Source organism: Pseudomonas sp. JV241A (assembly GCF_900275665.1).
In the GTDB taxonomy this organism is placed as follows: domain Bacteria; phylum Pseudomonadota; class Gammaproteobacteria; order Pseudomonadales; family Pseudomonadaceae; genus Aquipseudomonas; species Aquipseudomonas wadenswilerensis.
In genome coordinates, this window is the sequence record NZ_OPYO01000029.1 from 79,973 (window position 1) to 96,488 (window position 16,516).

Consider the following 16,516-nt stretch of genomic DNA (forward strand, 5'->3'; position numbering starts at 1 on the left):
CAGCCTCCCTGCACCGCGACTGTCGCTCTGGACTTTCAGTTAACCAGACCCACGCAATGATTGGATCCTGGCTGACGAGCGGTCCCTGCTCATGCCCGGTTCAGAGCGGATCATCCTGCATAAACACGCGCCAGGGTCTAGATTGATAGCAACCACCCTGTATTTTTCGGGCAAGCAAAGGGGGTTGCCCATTGCTGCTATGCGTTGCACTTGAAGACATGAAGAACAATAAGTTGTATGGACCCATTACCACTGCACTGAGACCTTGCAGGTCTACTGCAATGCTCGGGGGCCACACTCGAGCCACGGCAGCCAGCGACACATGCAGTGTCGCGGCCGGGCAGCCCATTGCCACCCGGTCAGAGGTTTTGCTGCAGAAGGAGACGTTTGAATGCCTTACCAACCGAACGAACTGCTATCGAGTCACTTCAGGAACAACGGAATCGACCTGAGCAAAATTGAAGAACAACTGAACCTGGTCGCGCCCAACAGCCCCAACCTGCCGCTGTACCGCGACATGATGCTGACCGTCCTGCGCATGGCCCATGACGACCGCAACCGCTGGAACGCCAAGATCACCCTGCAAGCCCTGCGCGAGCTTGATCACGCTTTTCGCACCCTTGAACAGTACAAGGGGCGCCGCAAGGTCACGGTGTTTGGCTCGGCTCGAACGCCCATTGAACACCCGATGTATGCCCTGGCCCGAGAACTTGGCGCAACCCTGGCACGCTCCGACCTGATGGTGATTACCGGCGCCGGTGGCGGCATCATGGCCGCCGCCCATGAAGGCGCAGGGGTGGAACACAGCCTGGGCTTCAACATCACCCTACCCTTCGAGCAACATGCCAACGCCACGGTGGACGGCACCGACAAGTTGCTGCCGTTTCATTTCTTCTTCATTCGCAAGCTGTTCTTCGTCAAGGAGGCCGACGCCCTGGTCCTGTGCCCAGGCGGGTTCGGTACCCTGGATGAAGCCCTGGAAGTACTGACCCTGATCCAGACCGGCAAAAGTCCGCTGGTGCCGGTGGTGCTGCTGGATTCGCCAGGCGGCACCTTCTGGCAGGAAGCCCTGAATTTCATCACCCGCCAACTGGAAGAGAACCGCTACATCCTGCCCAGCGACATGAAACTGCTGCGCCTGGTGTACACCGCCGACGAAGCGGTGGAAGAAATCAACCAGTTCTACAGTAACTACCACTCCAGCCGCTGGCTGAAGAACCAGTTTGTGATCCGCATGCAGCATCCGCTCAGTGAAGCGGCATTGTTTGATTTGCAGGAAGGGTTTGCCGATTTGCGCCTGAGCGGCAACTTTCATCAGCACGCCTACGGAGGCGAGCAGCATGACGAAGCCCGCTTCAGTCATTTGACACGCCTGGCCTTTGCCTTTAACGGGCGCGATCAGGGACGCCTGCGCGAACTGGTGGACTTCATCAACCTGTCGGAAAACTGGGCCAAGCCGGAGCCCATGCACACCACCCAACGGGCACGTGAAGCGCTGAAAGTCACCTGAGCCGTCAGTCGTCCAGCCCTCGGCCGCTCAACAGGCGGCCGACCGACTCCATGGAGAAGCCACGGTAAACCAGAAAACGGGTTTGCTGTGCGCGGCTGCGCGGATCGACAGGTAACTGGCCGGCAAACTTGCGCTGCCAGACATCCAGTAACCGGGCCGACCAGTCCACCCCGCATTCACGCAGGGCCTGGTCGATATCACCACGGTGCAGCCCGCGCTGGCCCAGCTCTTCACGAATACGCGCAGGGCCATAGCCCGAGCGTGAACGGTAGCTGATGAAGCTTTCCAGGTAACGGGCTTCACTGAGCAGGCCCTCTTCCGTCAGACGGTCGAGCTCCTGATCAATCAATTCGGGGGGAGCGCCGCGCTGACGCAACTTGCGCGTCAGCTCGACTCGACCGTGCTCGCGACGTGCGAGCAGGTCCATGGCTGTCCGCCTTACGGCGACGGGGGTATCGAGTACGGCGGACATGGGGGCGATCAGTAGGCGTCAGCTTCGGCCACATCGTCTTCAGGCTCAGCAGTAACCGCAGCAGCTTTGCCAGCCGCTTCAACGGCACCGGCATTCAGCAGCTTGTCGCGGATCTGCTTCTCGAGAGTCGCGGCGATTTCCGGGTTCTCCTGGAGGAACTTGGCCGAGTTGGCCTTGCCCTGACCGATCTTGCTGCCCTGGTAGCTGTACCAGGCACCGGCTTTTTCCAGGAAGCCGTGCAGCACGCCGAGGTCGATGATTTCGCCGTTGCGGTAGATGCCCTTGCCGTAGAGGATCTGGAACTCAGCCTGACGGAATGGCGGTGCCACCTTGTTCTTGACGATTTTGACCCGGGTTTCGCTGCCGACCACTTCGTCGCCTTCCTTCACCGCGCCGGTACGGCGGATGTCGAGACGGACCGAAGCATAGAACTTCAGCGCGTTACCACCGGTGGTGGTTTCCGGGCTGCCGAACATCACGCCGATTTTCATGCGGATCTGGTTGATGAAGATCACCAGGCAGTTGGCATTCTTGATGTTACCGGTGATTTTACGCAGCGCCTGGGACATCAGACGAGCCTGCAGGCCCACGTGCATGTCGCCCATTTCGCCTTCGATCTCGGCCTTGGGTACCAGGGCTGCCACGGAGTCGACGATGATCACGTCAACAGCGTTGGAGCGCACCAGCATGTCGGTGATTTCCAGGGCCTGTTCGCCGGTGTCCGGCTGCGAGACCAGCAGGTCGTCGACGTTGACGCCCAGCTTGCCGGCGTATTCCGGGTCCAGGGCGTGCTCGGCGTCGACGAAGGCACAGGTAGCGCCAGCTTTCTGTGCCTGGGCAATCACCGACAGGGTCAGGGTGGTTTTACCGGACGACTCAGGGCCGTAGATTTCGACGATACGACCTTTTGGCAGACCGCCAATGCCCAGGGCAATGTCCAGGCCCAGGGAGCCGGTGGAAATGGCCGGAATCGCCTGGCGCTCGTGATCGCCCATGCGCATGACCGCGCCTTTACCGAATTGACGCTCGATTTGCCCCAGGGCCGCAGCCAAGGCGCGCTTCTTGTTGTCGTCCATTGAAGTCCTCACGTAATCGATAGGGCCTGACGGCCAGAACACCTGTATAAGTAGCCAGTATTATTCCACAGGGTTTTCTTCCCGCCTACCCCCGATGTGCGATTTACTCTGCACCAAGCTGTAACAAGCCCTCTAGCGCGGCGATTACCGTTTGTCGGCGAACCGCGTCACGGTCGCCGTCGAAGTGCCTGCGCTCGCTGCTGACATCGCTGCCATCGGCCCAGGCCAGCCATACCGTACCCACCGGTTTCGTCGGCGAGCCGCCATCAGGCCCGGCCACGCCGCTGACCGCCACGGCAAAACGCGCGCCACTGGCGGCCTGGGCGCCACGGACCATGGCCTCGACCACTTCCTGGCTGACCGCCCCTACTTGAGCGAACAGCGCCTCGGGCACCGCCAGCTGGCGGGTCTTCTGGCTGTTGGAATAAGTCACGTAACCGGCCTCGAACCAGGCCGAGCTGCCCGGAATGCGGGTAATGGCCTCGGCAATGCCACCACCGGTGCAGGATTCGGCCGTAGTCACCTGGGCATTGAAGCGGCGCAGATGTTCCCCCAGGCGGGCGGACAGTGCAGTGATCGGGTCCATGACAAGCTCCTTGTTCAGTGCAGATGCTTGCGCCGCGCCAGTACCTCACGAGGGAAGCGAAACAGCAGGTTGTAACTGAAGAATGCCATCACATAGAACGCCAACAGTGACAGCATCGCGACAAATGGAAAGAACGCCACGCTCAACCCGAAAAAGCGAAATTTCCTCGAGTGAGTGGCAAAGTCGGTGAACGTAAAATAGTTCTGGTAGATCAGAAAAGCATCCAGCAGCACACAACCCAAGGCGATCACGGCATATTTGCCGATAGAGACCTGAGGAGGCGCAGCCGGCTGCAGCCGCGATCGCCTCATGATACCTACCGTGATCCACAAGGAGAAAACCGGAGCCGCCACGGCAATGTAGTTGCCGATTGCCTTGGCCGTCAGCGGGAAGAGCGACGACCAGACACCCACCTGGCCAAACAAACAGCCATCGAGAAATCGGTCAAGCTCGAAGTAGAAGCCCTCATGTGCCTCGGCAGGTACCCGCCAGGCCAACAGCAAGATCGGTAGCAGGCTGACGGCAATCAGCAGGTACGGGATATGCAGGTAGGCCCCCTGCTGTTCGCTCCCTTTCAGCACATTCATCCTTCAATCCGCCCTTTCATTTGCTCGTCAGGGTGCTACTGCATTGAGCACCATCTGATTGAATGACTCCATTGCCTGCGCATCGATATAAGACGAAACGGCAGCCAGAATCACCCCCGTGGCAATGATACCCGCACCAGCGGCCAAGCCGGGTGCCAGCACCAGCGCCAGGCCCGCCCCCAGCACTGCACCGGCGGCAGCCCCCACCAGCGTACCCACGGCAATGCTTTCAAGCTCGAGAAAAAACGGTTTCCATTCACCGCTGCTGAAACCGCTTGCCGCCTTCTGCGCCAGGGTCGTTGCCTGGACCACTTTACCGGTGACGCCAAAGGCCTTGCCCAAGCGTTGCAAGTTGTTGGCATAGGTTGCCGCATCCAGGGCGTTGAGGGCCTGGGCGATGGCGGCGGTGTCCTTCTGGTTCATCTTGAAGCCCGGGTTGCGCGTGAGTTTTTCAAACGCCTGCATGGCTTGATCGTAGCTTTTGACCGTCTTGCCGGCGATGCCTTGCTTCAGTTCCTCTGCCGCCTTGCCCATCTGTGTGCCGAAGCGGCTGGAGACTTCCTTGCCGACATCACTGGCAAAGGCCAACGCACTTTTGTACGCCTCCTGCTCCGCGGCCTCGCGCGCTTGCGCCTGCAGCTTGTCGAGCTTTTCCTGAAGCATGGCATTGGCACTCAAGTCGACATGCAGGCTCAAGCCAGCGCTCAGCACGTCCAGTACCTGGTCGATGGCAGGCGGGATGTGCTCATCGTCGAGGGTTTTCAACTCAGCGACCATCTTGTCGATGTTGCGCTCGAGCAGCTCGCTGCCGGGCGAGGTGGACAGGCGCAGGCGGTTGAATTTGATCAGTTCATCGCGCTTGGCCATCATCCCTTTCACCGCACTGACGGAGCGTTCGAGCTTTTGTGCCGGGCTCAGGGCAGCATCACTGCCTGCCGCGGCTTCGGCAGCTCTCTGCTCGGCGTCGAGGCTTGCCGGCAGGTTGCGCTCCTTGACCACGAAGCTGCCGCGAATCTCATCGCGCACTTCCAGGATCTGGTAGGGAAGAATGCCCCAGACCCCGACGCCAACATCGTAGTAGGCGTCGATACTGGGCCAGCCGTCCCCGGACAACACCGATTCGACAATGGTGGCGTTGAACACCACCGCGCCATTGAACGCCGGGCCGGCGGTTTTGCTGACGCCGTCGATCGATACCGACACGGAACCGACCACGGAGCTGATATCACCAGCGCCCCAGAATCCGCCGAGTATCCCGCCACTACCGGCACCACCACTGCCGTTGCCGCTGTTGCCCGGCGGAATGCCGCGATCGACAACAATATTCTTTTCACCCATTACAAAGTCCTTTTCGTTGAAACGTCATTAAACAAATGTGCGCTCAGCGCACCAGCCCGCGCACGTACGCCTGGCAAGCGCGCAAGGCGATCAGTCCGCGGTCACCGTCTTCGGTGATGGCGATAATTCGTCGAGCATGCGCCGGGTCAAGTCGGGCGCGTACGGGGTCATAATCCACGCTGCCGGTGCCGGCGGTGGCAGGCAGGCCGGCGCAACCGGCGGCGTCGCGCTCGACCAGGACCGACAGCCGCAGGTCAGCAGTAGCCAGGCGATCACGCAGGCGTGCCTGAGTCTGTTGGGCATCGAGTAGCTCCTGATAATGGTGTTGCTCACTGACCTCCAACCGTTGCGCCAGCCCCTGACGTTGCAGGCGTTCGGCGACCAGTTGCGCGGCAGCGGATTCGGCCTGTGCTTGCCACTCCCGCCCATGCTGTTCGGCTTGCTCCGCCAGTTGCCGGCCCATGCGCCAGCCCTGAACCTGCCAGGTCAGCGCACAGGCCAGCAGCGTCAGCAGCAGCAATCCTCCGAGCTGCAGGCGGTTCAACACAGCACCTCACGGGCCCGCGCCCAGAGTCTCAGGCGATCCTCCAGGCCGTTGAGCCCGCCATTGATATGCCGGGTGATACGGTTGAATTCGCTGCGGTCTGCCAGTTGATTGAGGCCGCGCGAGTGCCAGAACCAGCCCGCCGACTCAGCCGCCCATTGCGGCTGTTCAAGCAGTTGCGGTTGCTTGAGCAGGCGCTCGTCACTGAACAGGGCCATGCTGCAGGCCCGATAGTTGTTGCGCCCGGTGACCTGGATCAGGCCGCGGCCGCAATACAGCTGGCCGTCGCCATCAGCTTCGGGGGTATTGCCCAGGCGCAGGGCCAGGGTGCCGGTGTCGTAGCGCGCCAGATAGCGATCGTTGCCCAGCTCTTTCACATAGCGCAACTGGCCGGACTCATGCCCGATCTGGGCGAGGAAAGCCGCTTTGCGCCGCGGGGTGTCGATTTCCCAACGGGCCATGGCAGCATTCAACACAGGAACGAAAACGCCCGCTTGCTGGCGGGCGTCGGGGAAAATCAACTTCAGCGTTTTTTCAGTTAGCGCCATAGATTCCTCACGCGTATTGCTAAGTCCATTCAACGGGAATCACCGCCCTTGCGCGGTCTGGCGCCCTTGGCCCGGGCCTTGCCCTGCTTGCCACCATTGCATTCGACCGTGGTCGTCCAGCCGGAAGCCGTGAACACCTGCTCCACCGACTCCACCAGGTACTCACCATCGAGTCCGATCTTGAAGCCCTTCAATTCCACGCTCCGTTCGGTAAACACATCTGTACGCCCGGGTATATCCAGACGGACACTGGCGGTACTGCGGTTGAGCGCCGCCAGCCTGGCTTTGGCCACCTGCTCGGCGGAGGCCTTGTCAGGGTAAAGGTGGCGGTCAGTGTGAACCGGCGCCATCCCCTGCGGCGTCGAGTCGTTCGCCAGGTCGACCACCACGAGCTGACCACTGCGCTGGTCCTGATGGCGGGTCTGCACCGCCTTGTAAGTCCCCTTGTCGGCCAGGCGAAATTGCCAACGCGTGACATCCGCACGGCGCAGGCCAACCACGCCAAGTGCCTTGCCGCTAGCGCTCTGCCCACCCTGACGCGGCAGCACCAGCAGGACGCCGTCGCCAATCTTGGCGGTGCAGTCGTACTGCTTGGCCAGGCGGGTGATGAAGTTGAAGTCCGACTCGTTGAGCTGATCGACCCGTAGCACCCTGGTCAACACCGGGCACGCCGGCTGCCAGCCGTTGCGTGCGGCAATGTCGCGCACGATCTGCAAGAGCGGGACATCCTCCCAGCTACCGCTGCGGATGCTCTTGCCGGTACCCCGCATGTCGCTGGCCTTGCCACGAATGACCACGCTATCAGGCGGGCCGGACAACTCGACTTCATCCACCGTGTAGCGCCCCAGACGGGTCAACGTCTGACCGGCGTACCCCAGATGAACCTCGATGAGTGCCCCGCGTGCAGGCAAGGTAACCGCGCCATCGCGATCATCGATACGCAACTCGAAATCGTCCGACTCCATGCCAGGCTTGTCCGAGGTGCGCAGCAGCAACAAGCGATCATTGATTAGCGCAGTAATGTCGTTGCCATCGGCGACGATACGAAAAACAGGTTGCATGGCTCATGCTCCAGAAAAGCAGACCCCGCACGAAGCGGGGTCTGCTGGTTGTACGCAAGTCCGGAGCGTCAGTCCCATAGCTGCACCGTGGCATTGGCAGCGTTGATCAGCTCTGGCAATTGAACCAGCACCCCGGCACGAAATGGCTGGGGTTCGTCGGCCAGCCCCTGATTGGCATTGAGCACCGTCTCGACGCTGCCATTGAGATGCCCGTAGTAGTGATGGCAAAGGGTGTCGAGCACGTCCCCTTCAGAGGTTCTGCAGGTCGTCGCCATAACTCACAAACTCCAATGTGAAACCCTGTTTTCGCGGGATGCCACCCGCCAGTAAGTTGCTCTGGTCTTCATCGATGCCGAGCAGGCACCAGTTGCCCAGCACCTCGCCGTAACCGGTGATCAGGCTCAGGGGACGTAACAGCCGTCCGATGCTGCGCAACGTCTGTAACTGCCCAAGGCCACCCTTGAAGGTCGGGAATATCGCCCCCCTGATATTGATTTTTTCCTCGCCAAGGCCCACCGCCTGCTGGGCAGCACTGCGCGTCAGGCGCTCCTGGCCGACCCAGCGAAAGCTGGTCTGGCGACGCAGCTCTTCGAAGGCCGCCGTATCGAGGTTGAAGTAGTAACCCGGCGACTCGCCATCCAGCGGTTGCAGGATCAACAAGTGCGGGAACGGTTTGACTGCCTCCGCAGCCGGTGTCACCTGGGGCGCAAAACTGCCGGTGGGCAGGATATTGCCCAGCGACGGGCTGATCTTGCCGGCAATTCGGTTGATCGTCGCCGCGGCCTTTGCAGCCTGCTCGCCGAACGCCTGAACCCGCTCCTGCACCTGCACCACCACGGCCAATCCCTGGTCGTATTTGGCCGAGACACGGTTGACGGTCGCTTGTGCGCTATGAATGGCGCGCATCGTACGTTGCAACTTTGCCCCGATGATCGGCCCGACAAAAGGGATGGCCTCAAGCTCGGCGACTGCGCCGCTGATGTCGCTGACAGCACCGTTCATGGGCGCCAGCATTTCATCGGCGCTCCGCCGCCCCGCCTGCCCTGCCGCCACCACGGAGCTCAGCGCCGACTGTAACTGCTGCATGTAGGTCATGGACTCTCCTTAAACATACACATGTGGAACGTCGGACAACTGCCGAGAGGTCGCCATGCGCATCAGCTCCTCGAACTCACGGCGGACCAGGGCCTGCAGGTTCTGGGCGAGCAGCGCAGGGTCGGTAACACTGCCCTGGACCGTGATGGGCATGCTGGGGGTAAAGGTGAATTGCTGGGTGACCGATTGCGGCTGGGCAATGCCCTCCCCCGTTGGCTTGATGGGCGCTTGCAGAGCGTCGCTTGCAGGCATGGCACTCGCCAGCGAACGCGCGACATCGCCAGGCTGTGCCGCCACCGGTTTGCTGCTCTGATCCTGCTTGTCTGCAGGCTCTGCCTCTTGATCGGAAGACACCATGCGCTTGCCCAGCCAGCCACCAATTGCCTCGCCGGCCATGCCACCGAGCACGGCGCCAATCGATGTACCGATTACCGGGACGAACGAGCCGACGACTCCACCGATGACGGACCCGACCAGACCGCCTGCGGCGGCACCGTAACCCTCGGCTTTTTCTTCCGGGGTGTCGGCAGTCATGAACGTGGCGACAGTATTGATACCCGCCGTCAGCAACGCCGGGCCGCGAACGCCCTTGATCGCCGCACCAATCTTGCCAGCTGTACCCACCGGGCTGGGGGGAGGCGCTGGCGGTGGTGTGGACGGACCTGGCGCAGGTGCTCTGGGCGACGGTGCCCGCCGAGTCGTTGAACGAGGCTGGCGTTGCGGTGCCCTGCGTTGTGACGTCCGGCCTTGCGGCGCCTTTCGTCCGTTTCGGGACGGCTTGCGTCGCTGACCCGGCTTTCTCACGCAACAACCCATGTCACTGGCATTGACGACGAACACATTGAGCGGGTCATTGAGCACATTCACGTTCGACAGATCACTGCCCTGCCCCGGATCATCCGCTGCGCCCACCGACGTCGGCTTGCCTTTGAGCCATTCAAGGCCTTTGCTCAACACACCCTTGGCAGCTTCACCGCCTTTGAGTGCGAGGAACGTCGTACCGAGCACCGTGGCACCCGCTATCAACCACTTGATCGCATCCGGAGCGCCAGTGAATGCCTTGGCCGTGCCAGTCACGGTCTCGGCCAATCCATCCGTCAACGGCCGCATGGAATCACCCAGGCTGCGCAGCGATTCGTCAACTGCGTTGGACGCTTCGGTCAAACGCTGATCGGAAGTCCCCCGGCGTGCGACCAGATCCCTGTCGAGCACGCCCCTGGCCTTCGAGGGTTCCTTACTGTCCAGGGCCTGGTCCAATCCTTGGTTCTGCGACGCAGACAGGCTGTCGGTAACTCCTTCGCCGGTACCCTTGCGCTGAAACACAATGTGCTCCAGCGCCTTTTCCAGTTCATCCGGTCCACGCACCCGAGGGTTCTTCTGAACCTCGCCGACCAGGCGTGCCGCCTCCTTGGCTGACACATCCTGGCCAACCGAGAACTTGGCCGTCGCGGGGGCAAAGTCCAGGGCTTTATCCAGGCCCATCCCCGTGTCGAACAACTGCTTGATCAGCTCGGCTGCCTGGTTACGCTCCATCCCGGTTGCCTCGGTGATCGCCGCCACCTTGGCGATGATCGCCTGCTCCTGCGCCGAAGGGTCCGCTCCGTCGGCTCCCCCGGCGCTGATCGCAATGTCGCGGGTGATCTTTTGAAACTGTGCGCTGATCTGGGTGGGTAGCAGCAACGCCCGAGAGATCTTCAATGCCTCGCCGAGTACCGGAAGGTCCTCGATGACTTTCAGGTTGTCTCTCTCGGGTGCTACCTCCGTTGCCGGCGGCCCGGCCTTGTCCACAGCCACCGATACTTGCTGCTGACGAAACTGGCCCAGCGCGACGACTTGCTGCTCAAGCAGGTTCAGCGTTGCTTGCAGGTAGGGCCGCAGCTCACCCAACCAGGCGAAGCTGCCTTGCGACGCAGGCGTCCCGCCGTTGCGCAAGCTTAAGAGCCCAGCGTAAATGCTCTCCAGAACCCTGGTGTTTTTCTTGATTCGGTCTTCGACCGACTTGAACGCAATGCCTACCGTGAATGCGGCGGTGGCACCGAGCTCCAGTTTCAATGGCGGATTGCTCGTCATCTGATTCCCCTATAGCCACGCCACAGGCTTAATCCGAGAGCCACCAGACCATATCGCTGAACGACATGGTCATGATTTCAGCGGCAGTAAAGTTCAGCTCCCTGGCCAGGCGCTTTGCCGCCGCCCTCTGCACCCTGGGGTCAAACCTCGTCGTCTTGCACCAGGCGAAAATAACCGGCCTGCAAGCGGCTGTAGTCTTTCAGGGCAAGCCCTTCAAGGTCCTTCACCCCCACCTCGGCCAGCGAGGCAAAAAGGTTCAGCTCACGTTGCTCATCGTCACTGTTCGCCACCGATTGCGCGGAACGAATGTCACGTACGGTCGGTGCCCGCAGGGACAGGCTGTCGACGTGAACACCATTGGCCTCGGACGGCCTGGTCAACGTCACGACAACCCGCTCGGCGCTCACGGCCAGCCAGCTCGGCGTCTTGTTTGCTTGAGTCATGTGATCTCCTTACAGGCCCAGGGCCGAACGTTGGGCGGCGAGTTGGTCGACGCCGTTGATGACGCGCTTCATGCCCAGCGGATCGATTTCGTAGACCAGGCGGCCATCGACTTCGAGCTTGTAGTAGGTCACGGCCACGTTGTGCTTGATCTCGGCCTTGTCGCCCGGCTTCCAGTCGCCCATGTCGACTTCCTTCAGCGCCCCGCGCAGGGTGACGATGACCGGGGTGATCTTGCCTTTGAGGCCTTTGAAGGCACCGCGGAAGGTGCCGTTGAAGGCCGAGCCGTCGGCCAGGCCGAAAAACTTCAGCGACTCGCGGCGCACGCCGGTGGTGACGAAGCCGGCTTCCTGCTTCTCCATGCCCTGGTCGATTTCAATCGCCATGTCCATGCCGCCGGCACGGTGCTCCTCCATCTTCAGGGTGAGCTTTGGCAGGGTCAGGCTGGGGACGTCACCTTGAAAGCTGACGCCATCGACGAACAGGTTCAGGTTCGCCAGGGTTTCGGGAATCATTGCCATGGTTATTGCTCCTTAAACGGCTTGGTCGAGGACTTCGGTCAACCACTGGTTGGTGACCTCGACACGGAAGTTCGGGTTCTCGGCTGGCGGCACGTCGGTGAAACGGATGTTCCAGTAGACCTTGCCTTGCTCCAGCTGGCTGGCGGTGTTCAGCTCGGGGTCGGCGAACACTTCGAAATTGATGATTGCGCCCTGGGCTTTCAGATCACGCATGAACGCCTGCAGACCTTCGGTCACATCCTTGACGTAGGTTGCGGTGATCGAGCGGTCGACTGCCCACTTGTGGCCGTAGAGGATCGCGTCCATGACGATGTCCATGGTCCGCACGCGGGTGACGAAGGCCCACTTCGGATCGCTGCTCAGGGTACGGTTGCCCCACAGGCGGAAACCGTCATCGCGGATCACGGTGGTGATGTTGGCGTTGTTGAGCAGGTTGGCCCGGCAGGTGGCATCGCCATCCAGGTATTCGATCGCGCGGCTGGTGCCGGTGATGCCGACGAACTCCTTGTTCGATGGCGAGGCCCAGAAGCCGTACTCGCTGTCGGTCCAGGCGAACAGACCGGCAACCCAGGCCGACGCCGGGGCATCGAGGGTCGCGCTCTTGCCGGTGTCCCAGTACTGCACGCCCGGGTCGACCAGGTAGGCACGCTTGGCGCCGAAGTTCTCGGCGTAGGCAATGGCCGCCTCGTCGGTGGTGTTCGGGCCATCAATAATGGCCAGGCCGCGCAGCTTGTCGGCCAGGGCCACCAGGGCAGTACCGACCGCCAGGGTGGCGCTGTGCTTTGGCGTCACCAGCAGGCGTGGCTGGGCGTTGAAACGGCTTTTGCCGTCCAGCAGCGCCTGCAGGCCGGTACGTTTGCCGTCGGCCAGCACGCCGCCGATGATGGCCGAGGTCTGCTCGGCCTCTTCTTCAAGCTTGGCCACGCCGCAAGCGACGATCACCGCCTTGGCGCGGCTGTAGATGGCCTGGCAGGCGCGGGTGATTGCCGCATCGGCGCCGAACGCGGCGATGGCTTCACGCTCGCTGGTAATCAGCACCAGGTCGTTGGCCTTGGCGGTTGCGCCCGGGCCTTCGGTGAAGGTGTCGACCAAGCCGATGATCGAGGAAGAAGGCAGCGCGATGGTACGTGCGCCGGTGTCGACGTTGGTAACGGTAACGCCGTGGAAGAATCCACTCATGGGTAAGTCTCCAGAAATGCAAAGACCCCGCGGTGCGGGGCCTTCAGAGGGTTTGTTGCGGATAGGAAAAAGCCCCGGCGGTGCGGGGCTTTATTGGGTTTGGGTGGTGAGCCAGGTGGGTGGCGTGGGCCGGTGCTCACTATCGGGAAAATGCTCGGTTTGTGGCCAGTCGCGCAGGGCTTTGCGATACATCTGAACCGCCTGGTACTGCACAATATCCAAGGTCGTTTCACCAATCTCGAGCTCGTCTCGATGACGCGCGACCAAACCGTCAGTTTCAGTCAACTGATTCGCTCGCCAGCTCAATGCAGACGCTTTGCGTTGATCCAAAGTAGGTGGTTCCTGAGCCATCAGTACCGGATTACCTGAATCGTCGGGCATGATTCGCTTGCCGGATCGGCCCTGTTCTTCGAACAGCGACAGATACGCCCCATAATCAATAGTTCGAACATCATCCGGCATGAAATCACCATGAATCGATTGAGCATAGAAACCATTGGTCGAAGGTGAGTAATACATATCCTGAGGAGTCCCCACAGCTCCAGACTCCATAAAATCCCCTAGCATGGGCAACTCCTGTTAGTAGCCGATAGACAAAACAAAAATGGATGACATTCCTTGCGTGTAGTTGGACTGAACATACACTGACGACAGACTAGCGATTGCTGCCGATGTAAATGGCGTACCCACTGTCGCGTAGCGAGCAGTATCGTCTGTATTGGATGCCCATACTCCAATATGGGCAGAAGGATACGCAATAGGAAGTCCTATCTGAACACTTGTTGCTGCGGCTGGAAATGTGTAGCGCGTCCACTGCATTATCAAACCGGATGGCAGACGTTGCCAGCCGATCACACCAGTCAAACTACTTGCGTATGGCCTGGTCTTACCCATAACCCCCGTGCCGGTAAGAAGCCAACAATTTTTATCCACATACAAGCAGTCCACATAGGAATCAGGCGGAATGATGCGGGTGGTAGCAGACCATGCACCGTCGATATTTTCCTGCATCTGATCGGCGCCCTGCCGGGCGAGCGTCATGTTGTACATGCCCCAGTTCTGCACCCTGATAGTCGCCCCTGGCGGGATGTTGTTGGTCGCTGAGTTTGGCAGGCTATACGCATTGGTTGTTGCCGCAGAAGCCGAGTACCAGAAGTGCACTACACCACCTACATGGGCAATGGCTCCACTGACAGCGCCAGTAAACGAAAAGAAGTTGGTGTACTGGACGCCTCTACGGGTTACCCAATCGGTGTTCGCAATATGCGTATCAGTAGCAAAAACCGGTGCGGTCTTGCACGTTGGGGTGCCTGTCAGGGCCGGGGATTCAAGCGGTGCCTTGAGCGACAACTTATTGGTCATTGTCGCAGCGAAATTCGGATCGTTACCCAGTGCCGCAGCCAACTCGTTTAGCGTATCGAGAGCAGCCGGCGAGGAACCCACCAGATCTGCCAACTGCCGCCGAACAAAGTCCAGCGTCGCAATCTGGTTTCCAGTGGCCGTCGCTCCCGCCGTAGGCGCCTTGGGCATGCCGGTAAAGTTAGGCGAGTCCACCGGAGCCCTGCTGGTATCAACAGGATGCCGATGATCCTCTCGGGCTTTTTTCGCCGATACTCCAACGGATGCTGCGCCATCCATCAACGGTACCGCACTGCCGCGCTCCGCAGACAACTCCTGCTGTACAAAACCAGTACTCGCCAATCGCCCGTCATTTGCTCCGGTGGGCACGGTCGGCAAACTTCTCATCCGGTACATCGTGCCTGTGCCTTGAGCAAACCACTCGATAGGATGAACGCGGACCAGTTCGAGTTCAGTACACGGGTGCATCGTTAACGACGGGAGCGAATTGCTACCGCCAACCCAAATTTTCTCCCCTTCAGCTGGAAACAGTTCAACCGGCACAGAGCCCATATTCTGCAAGTTCAGCTTTGCGCCTTGATGCAACTCGGACGCACGTGGCAAGGTCAAGACCTGATCAGCCAAATTGCCATAGAAGTAGAACATCTTGCCCGCATCGGCAGCGGTGATTTGCCCGCTGGAATTTCGAGCGGTGACACCATTGTATCCAGCCGTGAGATTTTGGAACTGTAACGCAGTGGAGCCCAGTACGATGGGGGCGTCAGTGGCGAGTACCCACTGAGTGTCCGCAAGCTTGAGGCCTTGCTCGACCATCACAGTCAGGCCAGGGGTCACGTACGCACCGCCGTTCGCGTCCTGCGCTCGTACCCACGCGCCAGCACCCGCAACATAGATGCCGTTCTCCCTGGCTTGCACCTGGTCTTTGACAAGCACCCGGTCCCCAGCGCTAATTGCAATACCATCCAATACCGGTAGCCCAGTCAGATCGATTGGACCTGTGGTTGCTACGCGTACGCTGTTCTTGCTATCCAGCTTGCCGATTTCCTCGGACAACCGCAGCTCTACAAACTCACGGGTGGCCAGCACTACGGCGGGGTCAATCTTCAAGGTCACGTTGGCTGCGCTGGTAACGATGAAGTTCATGCGCACGACTTGCGTCTTGCCGGAGCCCTGGGTGAGCAGCGGTTTGAAGCTCGGTGCACAGTTGGCTACGGCCACCAGATCACCGTCGGCATCGTAAAGCCCTATTTCCCGGATCCACCAGCCGCCAACGTCGGGAGGGATAACCTGTTCGGCGATCACGATGCTTGCATTGGCGGGGTCGACCTTGACCTGATTGAGCGGCGCACGGCGGCGCTCGTTGATCAGTCGGGTCTGGGTTCGGGACGGGGTAGGATCGGTGCCGTTGGCATCACCTACACCCATTTGCGCAAAGGTCCAAGGCACGCCCAGGGCATCGGCGTTGGCCTGCTTGGCCTCACCTATTGCCGTGAGAATGGCAAAGAACTGGCTGTTTTGATCAGTCATAAATAAACGTCCAGAGTTTCGATGTGGTGTGTGCGACCCACAGGGCCGAAGCCGCCCTTGACTTCAATGTCGCGGGACGCAGGAGGAAAAACGTCAATCTCATCACCTTCGGACACGCTCATCGCCAAGCGAAGATGCCCGGTAGTGGCGAGCGTGATCGCAAGCCCCGTCAGGTGGCGACTGACCGGCTTGGCGTCATCGATCAGCCGGGTCAGCTCCTGATACATTTCCTCGGAGATTCCGTTCTCCAGTACCCCGACCTGAAGCGCAAAAGTGCCCGGCACGCCTTGCGGTGCCGTCTGCCACCACTCCTTCACTTCGATCAGGTAACCCAGCGGCTCCACCACCCGGCGCAACGCGCCGATAGTCCCTTTGTGCGCATGCACATAGAACGCCGAGCGGATCACCGAGCGCTTGATTGCCTCTGGCCAGGTTTCATCCCAGCGGTCTACCGACCAGGCCCAGGCCAGTTGGTGCAGCAAGTGCGCCGGGCAGGTGTCGGGGTTGTACAGCGCACGCAGGGGTATTTCGGTAGTTTCAAAACCAGCGGCCTCGATGGCCTGTTCGAGATCGGTACCGTTGAGCGGGAGCAGACTGTCCAT

General features: G+C 60.6%; 18 protein-coding genes. 1 reads left to right on the forward strand and 17 read right to left on the reverse strand.

Going from position 1 to position 16,516, the window contains the following annotated elements:
- Positions 1 to 391: 391 nt before the first annotated feature.
- A complete protein-coding gene (locus JV241A_RS18790) occupies positions 392 to 1,510 on the forward strand; it encodes an LOG family protein (protein ID WP_115088333.1) in 1,119 nt (372 codons plus the stop codon).
- 4 nt (positions 1,511 to 1,514) lie between these two features.
- On the opposite strand, the gene recX is transcribed toward JV241A_RS18790, so the two are convergent.
- The 17 genes from recX to JV241A_RS18875 form a co-directional block, all read right to left on the reverse strand.
- Complete coding sequence (recX, locus tag JV241A_RS18795; RefSeq protein ID WP_038996683.1) at positions 1,515 to 1,982, reverse strand: recombination regulator RecX; 468 nt, start codon at positions 1,980 to 1,982, stop codon at positions 1,515 to 1,517.
- A gap of 8 nt (positions 1,983 to 1,990) precedes the next feature.
- The gene (gene recA, locus JV241A_RS18800) at positions 1,991 to 3,058 is read right to left on the reverse strand and encodes a recombinase RecA (protein ID WP_115088334.1); all 1,068 of its coding nucleotides are present in this window, start codon (positions 3,056 to 3,058) and stop codon (positions 1,991 to 1,993) included.
- A 103-nt stretch (positions 3,059 to 3,161) separates the two neighbouring features.
- Positions 3,162 to 3,644, reverse strand: a complete 483-nt coding sequence (locus tag JV241A_RS18805) for a nicotinamide-nucleotide amidohydrolase family protein (RefSeq protein WP_115088335.1) — start codon at positions 3,642 to 3,644, stop codon at positions 3,162 to 3,164.
- A 14-nt stretch (positions 3,645 to 3,658) separates the two neighbouring features.
- Entirely contained in the window at positions 3,659 to 4,231 is a 573-nt protein-coding gene (locus JV241A_RS18810; RefSeq protein ID WP_134063968.1) for a hypothetical protein, read from the reverse strand.
- A gap of 27 nt (positions 4,232 to 4,258) precedes the next feature.
- Complete coding sequence (locus JV241A_RS18815) at positions 4,259 to 5,569, reverse strand: colicin-like pore-forming protein (protein WP_134063970.1); 1,311 nt, start codon at positions 5,567 to 5,569, stop codon at positions 4,259 to 4,261.
- 43 nt (positions 5,570 to 5,612) lie between these two features.
- A complete protein-coding gene (locus JV241A_RS18820) occupies positions 5,613 to 6,113 on the reverse strand; it encodes a lysis system i-spanin subunit Rz (protein WP_134063972.1) in 501 nt (166 codons plus the stop codon).
- On the reverse strand, positions 6,110 to 6,661 hold the full coding sequence (locus tag JV241A_RS18825) for a glycoside hydrolase family 19 protein (RefSeq protein ID WP_134063974.1): 552 nt from the start codon (positions 6,659 to 6,661) through the stop codon (positions 6,110 to 6,112). The genes JV241A_RS18820 and JV241A_RS18825 overlap by 4 nt, the downstream gene beginning before the upstream one ends.
- A gap of 29 nt (positions 6,662 to 6,690) precedes the next feature.
- Positions 6,691 to 7,722, reverse strand: a complete 1,032-nt coding sequence (locus JV241A_RS18830; protein WP_134063975.1) for a contractile injection system protein, VgrG/Pvc8 family — start codon at positions 7,720 to 7,722, stop codon at positions 6,691 to 6,693.
- Between the two features lie 68 nt (positions 7,723 to 7,790).
- Positions 7,791 to 7,997, reverse strand: coding sequence for a tail protein X (locus JV241A_RS18835; RefSeq protein WP_115088341.1), 207 nt, complete (start codon positions 7,995 to 7,997; stop codon positions 7,791 to 7,793).
- A complete protein-coding gene (locus tag JV241A_RS18840; protein ID WP_115088342.1) occupies positions 7,972 to 8,817 on the reverse strand; it encodes a phage tail protein in 846 nt (281 codons plus the stop codon). Before JV241A_RS18840 ends, JV241A_RS18835 begins: the two co-directional genes overlap by 26 nt.
- A 9-nt stretch (positions 8,818 to 8,826) precedes the next feature.
- A complete protein-coding gene (locus JV241A_RS18845; protein WP_134063978.1) occupies positions 8,827 to 10,887 on the reverse strand; it encodes a hypothetical protein in 2,061 nt (686 codons plus the stop codon).
- 140 nt (positions 10,888 to 11,027) lie between these two features.
- Complete coding sequence (locus tag JV241A_RS18850) at positions 11,028 to 11,330, reverse strand: phage tail assembly protein (RefSeq protein WP_134063980.1); 303 nt, start codon at positions 11,328 to 11,330, stop codon at positions 11,028 to 11,030.
- Between the two features lie 9 nt (positions 11,331 to 11,339).
- The gene (locus JV241A_RS18855) at positions 11,340 to 11,849 is read right to left on the reverse strand and encodes a phage major tail tube protein (protein ID WP_038996697.1); all 510 of its coding nucleotides are present in this window, start codon (positions 11,847 to 11,849) and stop codon (positions 11,340 to 11,342) included.
- Positions 11,850 to 11,861: 12 nt separating this feature from the next.
- On the reverse strand, positions 11,862 to 13,028 hold the full coding sequence (locus JV241A_RS18860) for a phage tail sheath family protein (RefSeq protein ID WP_134063982.1): 1,167 nt from the start codon (positions 13,026 to 13,028) through the stop codon (positions 11,862 to 11,864).
- A 90-nt stretch (positions 13,029 to 13,118) separates the two neighbouring features.
- Entirely contained in the window at positions 13,119 to 13,595 is a 477-nt protein-coding gene (locus JV241A_RS18865; RefSeq protein WP_134063984.1) for a phage tail assembly chaperone, read from the reverse strand.
- A 12-nt stretch (positions 13,596 to 13,607) separates the two neighbouring features.
- Entirely contained in the window at positions 13,608 to 15,914 is a 2,307-nt protein-coding gene (locus JV241A_RS27735) for a phage tail protein (protein WP_240047889.1), read from the reverse strand.
- Complete coding sequence (locus JV241A_RS18875; RefSeq protein ID WP_134063986.1) at positions 15,911 to 16,516, reverse strand: phage tail protein I; 606 nt, start codon at positions 16,514 to 16,516, stop codon at positions 15,911 to 15,913. The genes JV241A_RS27735 and JV241A_RS18875 overlap by 4 nt, the downstream gene beginning before the upstream one ends.